Source organism: Thermomicrobiales bacterium, from assembly GCA_023954495.1.
GTDB lineage: Bacteria > Chloroflexota > Chloroflexia > Thermomicrobiales > CFX8 > JAMLIA01.
Genome location: JAMLIA010000041.1, coordinates 18449 through 27641, shown reverse-complemented (window position 1 = coordinate 27641; position 9193 = coordinate 18449). Strand labels below are relative to the sequence as shown.

The 9193-nt window shown below is 63.4% G+C and carries 5 protein-coding genes; all 5 read right to left on the bottom strand.

Annotated features, from left to right (window positions below; genetic code table 11):
- Positions 1-571, bottom strand: a 571-nt coding sequence (locus tag M9890_09380; protein MCO5177165.1) for an ABC transporter permease, incomplete at its 3' end; no start/stop codon positions are given.
- A 262-nt stretch (positions 572-833) separates the two neighbouring features.
- Positions 834-2756, bottom strand: a complete 1923-nt coding sequence (locus tag M9890_09375) for a peptide ABC transporter substrate-binding protein (protein ID MCO5177164.1) — start codon at positions 2754-2756, stop codon at positions 834-836.
- Between the two features lie 426 nt (positions 2757-3182).
- Positions 3183-5096, bottom strand: a complete 1914-nt coding sequence (locus tag M9890_09370) for a peptide ABC transporter substrate-binding protein (GenBank protein ID MCO5177163.1) — start codon at positions 5094-5096, stop codon at positions 3183-3185.
- 330 nt (positions 5097-5426) lie between these two features.
- Positions 5427-7061 carry a hydantoinase B/oxoprolinase family protein gene (locus M9890_09365; GenBank protein MCO5177162.1) on the bottom strand — a complete coding sequence of 545 codons (1635 nt, stop codon included), beginning with the start codon at positions 7059-7061 and terminating at the stop codon, positions 5427-5429.
- A complete protein-coding gene (locus M9890_09360; protein ID MCO5177161.1) occupies positions 7058-9160 on the bottom strand; it encodes a hydantoinase/oxoprolinase family protein in 2103 nt (700 codons plus the stop codon). The genes M9890_09365 and M9890_09360 overlap by 4 nt, the downstream gene beginning before the upstream one ends.
- Positions 9161-9193 lie beyond the last annotated feature (33 nt).

The window sequence follows — 9193 nt, the reverse complement described above, 5'->3', positions numbered from 1 at the left end:
TGACAGGCATGATCGCCTGCCGAATGCGTTCCCAGACCCCGGCCAACCCCTCCGTATCGAGGGTTGACCGGTAGATAGATGGTAACCAGCCTAACTTGATCGTGAATAACAGGATGAAGAGCAGGCCGGTTGCAAACGTCGGCAGCGAGAAGCCAATGAAGGCCAATGTCGTGGCGACGTTGTCAAAGACCGAGTATTGGCGCACAGCAGACAGCACGCCTATGGGTATGGCGATTAATATCGCCAACAGGAAGGCCGATCCACTGATGTAGAGCGTCGTCGGCAGGCGCTGCTTCAGCAGATCGATGACCGGACCGCGGGTGCGGAACGAGTAGCCGAAGTCGAGCCGGAACATCGAGCTGGCCCAGCGCGCATAGCGCACGGGGATCGGGTCATCAAGGCCCATGCTCGCACGAATGCGCTGGCGCACTTCCGGTGGAACCGATGGGTTGAGCGCCAGATCGGATAGTGGGTCGCCCGGCGCTAACGCCAGAATCGCAAAAATCACCATGCTGATCGCAATGAGCGTCGGTACCGCCGTCACCAGGCGGCGAATGATGTATCGACCCATGTCTCCCGATCCCTACATCCATACCTTGGCGTGTGATACGCCGACAGGCCCGCCAATTCGACGGTACATACGGTGGTTGGCATGTGCGAACGAAATGCCCCGCGTTTGAGAATGCGGCAATACTAGCACGTCTGACACTTCAACCGTTACCCGAACATCGGAATCTGTACCTCGGGCGACCACTGGTCCCCAGCCAGAGCCAGCCCTGAGACGAACGAGCGCAGTGTACCCGCACATGCCTCCGCCGTACACCGTCTCTCGCTCAGGACTGCCGGTTCCAGTTCTTGATGTCGTAGACATCACTGGCCCACGTGGTCCCGACGTAGCCATCGAGCGTATTGGCAGCACAGGCAACCGACGCCCGGTGAATGATCGGAACTTCAACAAAATCGTTGACTGACATGTCGTTCATCGCCACGAACAGATCGACCTGCTTATCCGGATCCATCTCCACACGCGCCTGATCGTGCAGCTTGTCGAACTCCGGGTTGTTGTAGCGCGTGATATTCGTGCCGGCCCAACTGTTCGCCTTGGACGCGATCTCGTCCGTGCGGAACCGCTCGCACCACGAGACCGGATACGGGCTGGACGGCCCGTTCGTGTACATCTCGATATCCGTGTAGAAATGCGGATATGTGTCCGGGTTACCGGCATCGGACGCGAAGAAGACCGCTGAGTCAACGCTCTTCAGCTCGACGACGAACCCGATCTGCTCCAGCGACTGCTTGACGATCTCCTGTGTTTTCTGACGGACAGAGTTGATCGACGTCTGGTACACGAGCTTGTAGCCTGCGGCTTCCGGCACGTTGGCCAGCAGCTCGCGCGCCTTGTCGAGGTTGTACTCCCAGGTCGTGTTCGGCGAGACGAGGCGGCCCGGGGCATTGAGGTTGTTCGACGTCGCCTTGCCCAGCTCGGCGCTCGTACCCTCGCCGTACAGCTCGCGGGCGATGACATCGCGCTCGACCGCCAGCGCGATGGCGTTGCGCGCATCTTTGTTCTTGAAGATCGGATGCTCGGTGCTGGGTTCGGATCGTGCGCCGTCAACTTCGGTGTTGGGATCAGCGAAGTTGATCATGATGCGCTCAGCGCTGGCCCCCGGTCCGGAGACGATCTTGCCGACGCCGCCCTCGGCCATCTGGCTGAGGATCTGCGGCTCGGCCTGGATGTTCCACGACCAGTCAGCCTCGCCGGATTGCAGTACGGCGCGAGCCGCGCCCTGCGCGTCGCCGCCACCCTTCATCTCGACGCTGTCGAAGAACGGCTTGCCGGCGTCCCAGTAGCCCTCGTGCCGGTCACACAGCACCACGTCACCGGGGCGGAACTCGCTGATTTTGAACGGGCCGGTCCCAACCGGCGCGAGGTTTGCTGCCGCGTCGCGAGACTTCTCGCCTACATACTCGCCAAAGATGTGCCGCGGCAGGATCATGCCGTTCGGGCCGGTGAACACGTCGAACCAGGCCGGGTTCTGCTGCGTAAACGTGATTTGGACCGTCGTGTCGTCGACGGCTTCGACCTTCTCGACAACCGCGAAGTTCCCGATGGTGACGGCGGCTGTCGCCTCGTTCGACGCATATTCCCAGGTGAAGACGACATCGTCCGCAGAAAACGGCTCGCCGTCGTGCCAGGTCACACCGTCACGCAGCTTCCAGGTCACGGTCAGGCCGTCTTCAGAGACACCGCCGTTCTCCAGCGTTGGCATCTCAGCGGCCAGCGACGGGATGCCGTTGCCGTCCGCATCAAAGTCGGCCAGTGGCTCGTACACGAGCCGCGAGGCGTCGAAGTCCTTGGTCCCTGTCGAGAGGTGCGGATTCATGATCGTCGGTGCCTGCCACCACATCAGGCGAAGCTGACCGCCGCCGCCGGCTTCGGCAGCGGGCGGCTCCGTTGCTTCGGCCACCGGCTCCTTCGTTGCCTCTCCCTCGGCCCCGGTGGGGGAGGCTTTCGGCTCTTCGGTTGCCGACTCTTCGGGTGCCTTGGTCGCGTCGCCAGAGGGCGCTGTAGTTGCTTCTGCCGGAGCAGTCGTTGGCTCCTCGTCTTCGTCACCACCACAGGCCGCCAGCAGGCCAGCCAGCAGCGGCGCGCTCAGGCCGAGCGCTGCCCCGCGCTTGAGGACTTGTCGTCGGTTAAGACGGCGGGCGCGTACATCCGTTCGCAGACGCGTGAACTCGTTGAACACGTCACTCATGGGTCGGTCGTCCTTTCCACAGCTGGGAATCGCGCCACTTTGGCTAGCGAGCCAGGATGCTGTTCGCGGAACGCCCCGCAGATACGGTCAGACGCGCAATGGAAAAACCGTCACTGATGCGGCTATGTCGGGCCTTCCCCGTCATGCCAGGTCTTTCTGGTTACGCTCCTCGTACGGGATGTTCTTCTGTGAGATCCACCTGGGCTCAAGACGGGTACGCGAGAACTCCGTGCGGCTCTCTAGCAGCGCTCTATCGGGCGATCGATACGATGACAGACGGAAAGTGCGGATGCGACGCTAACGCGTTTTGCGCAAGCGGCGCGCAGGGAGACGAGCTTCAGCACCTCGGGGCTAATAAAGGCACTGGCGAGCGCCCGACCGAAGTCGACCGACGCTCGCCAGCGGAACAATCACCAGACGGAAGGACTAGTCCTCCAGAGTCCAGTTCTTGAGCTCCCAGACAGGGTTTGCGGCCCACGGAGAGCCAACATAGCCCTTGATCCGGTTGCTCTTGGCAGCCAGGCCAGTGCGGTTGACGAGCGGAACCTCGACGACATCCGTCTCAGTCACCAGCTTCATCATGTCCTGGAACAGCTGCACCTGCTTGTCAGCATCCATCTCGACCCGACACTGATCGTGCATCTTGTCGAACTCCGGGTTGGAGTAGCGGAAGTAATTGCTTGCTGCCCAGGCGTTTTCCTTCTGCGCGATCTCGTCCGTGCGATAGCGTTCGAACCACACCGCCGGATAAACACCCGCACCGTTGGTGTGCATCTCGAGGTCGGCGATGAACTTACCCGATGTGTCCGGGTTCCCCTGATCGGTCGAGAAGTACACAGCCGCGTCAACGCTCTTGATCTGGACGCTGAAGCCGACCTGCTCCATCGCCTGCTTGATGATCTCCTGCGTCTTCTGGCGGACAGAGTTGATCGACGTCTGGTAGACAATATCGTGGCCCGTGAAACCCATCTCATCGAGCAGGGCCTTGGCCTTGTCGATGTTGAATTCCCAGGTCAGATCCTGGTTGGTGAACTTCGCTGGCTCGTCATACTGGTTGGTCGCCGCAACGCCACCCTTGCCGTACAGCTGCTCGGCGATTGTGCCGCGGTCGCAGAGGAAGGCAAGCGCCTGGCGAGCGCGCAGGTCAGACCAGACCGGGTGCGGCGTGCCATAGTGCGAGAACTGGCCATCAACCTCGACCGTGGGGTCTGAAAAGTTGATCATCAGGCGCTCGGTACCACCGCCTGGCTGGGCATCGATGGTACCGATGCCGGCATCTTCCATCGGGTTGAGGACGGACGGCTCGACCTGCAGGTTCCACGCCCAGTCAGCCTCATCGGACTGCAGCACGGCACGCGCAGCACCAACCGAGTCACCGCCACCCTTCATCTCGACCGAGTCGATGTGTGGCTTGCCCGGATCCCAGTAATCCTCGAACAGGTCATAGAGCACAACGTCGCCCGGCCGGAACTCGCGGACCTTGAACGGGCCGGTACCAGTGATATCCAGATTGGCCGGTGCATTGCGCGACTCAGAGCCCTGGAAATCCTTGAAGATGTGCTCCGGGAGGATGCAGCCCTCAGTCGTCACAAACGGGTCATACCAGGCCGGTGTGGGAACCTTGAAGTTGACCTTGACGGTGTAGTCGTCGATCTTCTCGACGTTGTCGATTGTCTGGTATCGACCGCTGGTCGTGGTGGCATTGTCCGGGTTGACGATGTACTCGTAGGTGAAGATGACATCATCGGCATTGAAGTCTTCGCCGTCGTGCCACTTCACCCCTTCGCGCAGCTTCCAGATGCACCATGTGCCATCCTCAGCCAGCGTCTCGTTCTCAACCGAGGGGAACTCGGCGGCGAGGAACAGGACAGGCTCCAGATTGGCATCCCAGTCGGCCAGCGGCTCCATGCAGACGCGGCAGGCATGATAGTCCTTGGTGCCGTTTGCAAGGTGGACATTCAGGATAACCGGGGCCTGCCAGTAGAACAGACGCAACTGGCCACTACCGCCACGCTCGCCAGCCGCTTCAGCAGGTGGCTCGGTCGCTTCTGCCGGTGCCTCAGTTGCCTCCTCAGCAGGAGCTTCGGTGGCCTCAGCGGCCGGCTCTTCGGTTGCCTCTTCTGCGGGGGCTTCCGTCGCTTCGGCAGCAGGTGCTGTCGTCGCTTCAGCCGGAGCCGTCGTTGGCTCGTCGTCGTCGCCACCGCAGGCAGCCAGCAGCCCGGCAATAATCGGGGCGCTCAGTCCCAGGACCGCGCTTCTCTTCAGCACCTGTCGGCGGCTGAGCTTCCCGGCAAGGACTTCCTCCTGGAGTCGTTCCAGGCCGAACTCAGGTTGCGTCACGAAATGTCCTCCTTGGTCCCAACCACATTGCGCTCGTTGCGCCATGCTACAAGTCAGTGACATTCGTTCGAGAGATGTCCGGTTAGGTATTCATCACGCACTACATGACCGCCCCGCCGGATATTCCGACAGTCGCGGCCTGATCGACTGCGCGTTTCATCCCTGAGCCGGAGCCTCTGACAGCCGACGCACCCAGCGTCAGATCCCCGAAAACCGAATTGCCTCGATGGCTTGTTTACGTACGCATCTGCCAAAGTGGATGTATTGATCCAAAAATCCAGGCGGATTCATGTCGGCGTCGGTTGGCTCAACGGATAGCAGGACTCCTGCTCAATCAACAGCCTGTTCATTTGGCTTTGCAGTGGTAATCAGCCCATCACGCAGATCTTCCTGGATCGCCTCCAGATCGCGCCGTCGCGGGTCACCGTAGCCACCGCCGCCAGGCAGCTCCAGTGTGACGCGGGTATCGGCGGCCAGCTCGCGCGCGCCCTTGCGAGTCAACTCCTCGCCGGTCGAGAGCGTAATCCGCGCCGATGCGCCTGCCTCGCCGCCGTCGGCACCCTGCGCTGCAAACTGGATGCGATCGAACAGCGGCGAGAACGTGTAGGGTCGCCCGGTGCGTACCGAGAACTCCAGCGTCTGGCCGAGCCCACCGCGATACTGACCTGCGCCGCCCGAGTCCGCGCGGAGCTCACGGCGATGGATGACGACCGGCGCGAGGCTCTCGATCACCTCTGAAGGCACGCCGGAAATGCCGCTGGGGAACGCGGCGGCGCTGATGCCGTCGCTGGTCGGGCGTGCGCCGGTGCCGCCGGTTGAGAACCAGACGTAGGTCCACAACTCGCCGTCGGCGTTCTTGCCGGTCAGCTGGATGTTCCAGATGTTGGCCGCGCCCTCGGCCATCACCCGGTCGGGGATGATTTGCGCCAGCGCGCCGAAGATCGCGCCCGGCAGGAAATGTCCGATGATGTGCCGCGCGCCGACCGGTGCCGGATGCTGAGCATTCAGAATCGAGCCAGCCGGAGCTGAGACGTGCACCGGGCGAAACGAGCCTTCGTTGTTCGGCACTTCCGGTGCCAGCGCACACTTCAGCGCATAGGTCGTGTAGGCGTGGGTGTAGTTCAGGACGACGTTGATGCCGCGTGTGCTTTCGGCGCTGGAGCCGGTCCAGTCGACCCACAGCTCATCGCCGCGCTTGGTCAGCGTCACTTCCAGCCGCACCGGCTCCTCATAGCCGTCGGAGTAGACGACGTTGCTCCACGCGCCGTCCGGTAGCTCGGCGATAGCCGCGCGCATCGCCCGCTCGGAGCGCTCGATGATGGCGTCGGCCAGTGGCTCCAGCGCCTCCAGCCCGAATTCGTCCATGAACTCCAGCAAGCGCCGACCGCCGACATCGTTGCCGGCCACCTGCGCGTGGATATCGCCCAGCACCGGCTCAGGCGTGCGGACGTTCGCGGCAAGCAGCTTGATCAACTCGGCGTTCTCGACGCTGGCGTCATAGAGCTTGGTGATCGGAACGAATAGACCCTCCTCGTAAACCGAGCGCGCATCAGTACCCAGACCACGCCCGCCGATGTCCAGCACGTGGCAGGTGTTGCCGAAGAACCCAACGATTGCTGGATCGGCAGCCGAGCGGAAGATTGGCGTGATGACTGTGAAGTCGTGTAAATGCCCCGAGGTCTTCTGCGGATCGTTTGTGATGAGAACGTCGCCCGGCGACAGCGTCTCGGCCGGATAGACGGCAAGGAAATGGTGGATGCAGGTTGCCATCGCGTTGATGTGCCCCGGCGTGCCGGTGACTGCCTGCGCGATCATGTTTCCGCGCCGGTCGAAGACGCCCGCCGAGAGATCGCCTGACTCGCGCACGATCGTTGTGAACGACGTGCGCATCAGCGCCGCCGCCTGCTCGTTGACGACCGCGATCAGGCGGTTCCACATGACTTCGAGGGTAATGGCGTCGATCATTCGGCGGCCTCCACAACCAGGCTCATCAACTCATCAACGACCACGCGCGCATCCGGCCCGATGATGACGGTCGATTCGCGCTCCTCAACAACTGCCGGGCCGCTGAACGACGCGCCCTGCCCGAGTCGGTAGCGGTCATAGACCGGCACGGACACGAGGTCGCCAATCTCCGGCAGATAGATCGGGCGCTCGTGTTTGATCGCGTCTGCGGCAGTGCTCGCACGCTCTATCGCACCAGCCAACTGATGCAGCGGCAGGTCGGGCCGCGGGCCAGATACTCCGACACGCCAGGAGAGCGCCTCGACCGGATTACCCGGCGCGATGCGCTCGAACAGCGAGCGATAGACGAACTCGAACGCGCTGCGCAGATCAGCGACGGACGCGTCGCCCAGCAGGCCGTCCGCCAGCGGCACCGATACCTCGTGGCCCTGCCCGGCGTAGCGCAGCTCGGCTGTCCGCGTGACCGTCACCGCGCCCACAGGCACCCCGGCACTATCGAGGATCTGGCGGCCCTCGGCCTCCATCTCGCCCAGCAGCGCGTTGACGTGCGCCCAGTCGAGCCCGTCAAGTCGTCCGTAATACGAGCGCACGAAGTCGAACGCCAGCGGCGCGGCGAGGAAGCCGACGGTTGAGATGACACCGGCCCCAAGCGGCACGATCAGGCGCGGCGACTGCAGAATGCGACTGACGCGCCAGGCGTGCACCGGCCCCGCGCCACCGAAGGCGAACACGGGGTAGGCGCGCGGATCCTTTCCGCGCTCGATTGCGTGAATGCGCGCCGCGTTGGCCATGTTTTCGTTCACGACCTGATGGATGCCCCAGGCGGCACGCATGACGTCGATACCCAGCGGCTCGGCGATGTCGCGAGCGATCGCCTCCCGCGCCGCGTCGACATCCAGCGCCATACGCCCGCCGAGGAAATAGCCCGGATCGAGATAACCAAGCACCAGGTCGGCGTCGGTGACGGTCGGCGCAATTCCGCCCCGGCCATAGCAGACCGGTCCCGGATCCGAGCCAGCTGAATCCGGCCCGACCTTCAGCAGGCCGAGCCCATCGACTCGGGCGATCGAGCCGCCACCAGCGCCAATCTCGATCATCTCGATGACCGGCACCTTGATCGGCAGCCCCGAGCCCTTCTTGAAGCGGTAGACACGCCCAACCTCGAAGTCGGCCGTCGTCAGCGGCTGGCCGTCGTCGATCAAGCAGGCCTTGGCGGTCGTGCCGCCCATGTCGAAGGAGAGCACATCCGGCGTGCCGGAGAGGCGACCATACTCGGCAGCAGCCAGCGCCCCGGCAGCCGGCCCCGACTCGATCAGCCGGATCGGGAACGTCTGCGCCGTCTCGACGGTACAGGTTCCGCCCGATGCCAGCATGATCAGCAGCCGCCCGCCGACGCCCAACTTGCCCAGCGACGCCTCCAGGCGGCTGAGGTAGCGCGAGACGAGCGGTCGGACGTAGACGTTGGCGATGGTCGTCGAGAAGCGCTCGTACTCGCGGATCTCCGGCACGACGCTCGAAGATGTCGAGACCACCAGATCGGGCGCGTACTCGTTCAGCAGTGCTTCGACCTGCCGCTCATGCTCGGGATCGCGCCAGGCATGAATGAACGCGATCGCGACCGCTTCGACCCCTTCGGCGACGAGTTGGTCGGCCAGCTCGCGCACCTGTTCGGACGAGACGCGCACCATCTCGGTGCCGTCGGCCAGGATGCGCTCGTCCAGCTCCAGCCGCAGGTGGCGCGGCACGAGCGGACGCGGCATCTCCAGGAACAGGTCGTAGAGATCGTAGCGATGCTCGCGACCGATCTGAATCGCATCGCGAAAGCCGCGTGTCGTCAGCAACGCGGTCCGGGCCCCCTTGCGTTCGATGATCGCGTTGGTGACCAGCGTTGTGCCGTGGACGATGCCACGCACCGCCGCCGGGCTGATGCCGGCGTCGGCCAGCGTAGCGACGAGGCCGGCCGTCACCGCCTGACTTGGATCGCCGGGCGTCGTGAGCGTCTTGCCGATCTGGAAGCGGCCATTCTCCGGGTCAAACACGAGCAGGTCAGTGAACGTCCCGCCAATGTCGATCCCTACCCGCAGGTCGCCTGTCGTCATCCGCAGCACCATCCCCTCGTCCTACGCCAATTG

Bases quoted from the DNA above. Each gene is read 5' to 3' on its own strand.
- M9890_09375 (MCO5177164.1), bottom strand. From the start codon at position 2,756: ATGAGTGACGTGTTCAACGAGTTCACGCGTCTGCGAACGGATGTACGC.
- M9890_09365 (MCO5177162.1), bottom strand. From the start codon at position 7,061: ATGATCGACGCCATTACCCTCGAAGTCATGTGGAACCGCCTGATCGCG.
- M9890_09360 (MCO5177161.1), bottom strand. From the start codon at position 9,160: ATGACGACAGGCGACCTGCGGGTAGGGATCGACATTGGCGGGACGTTC.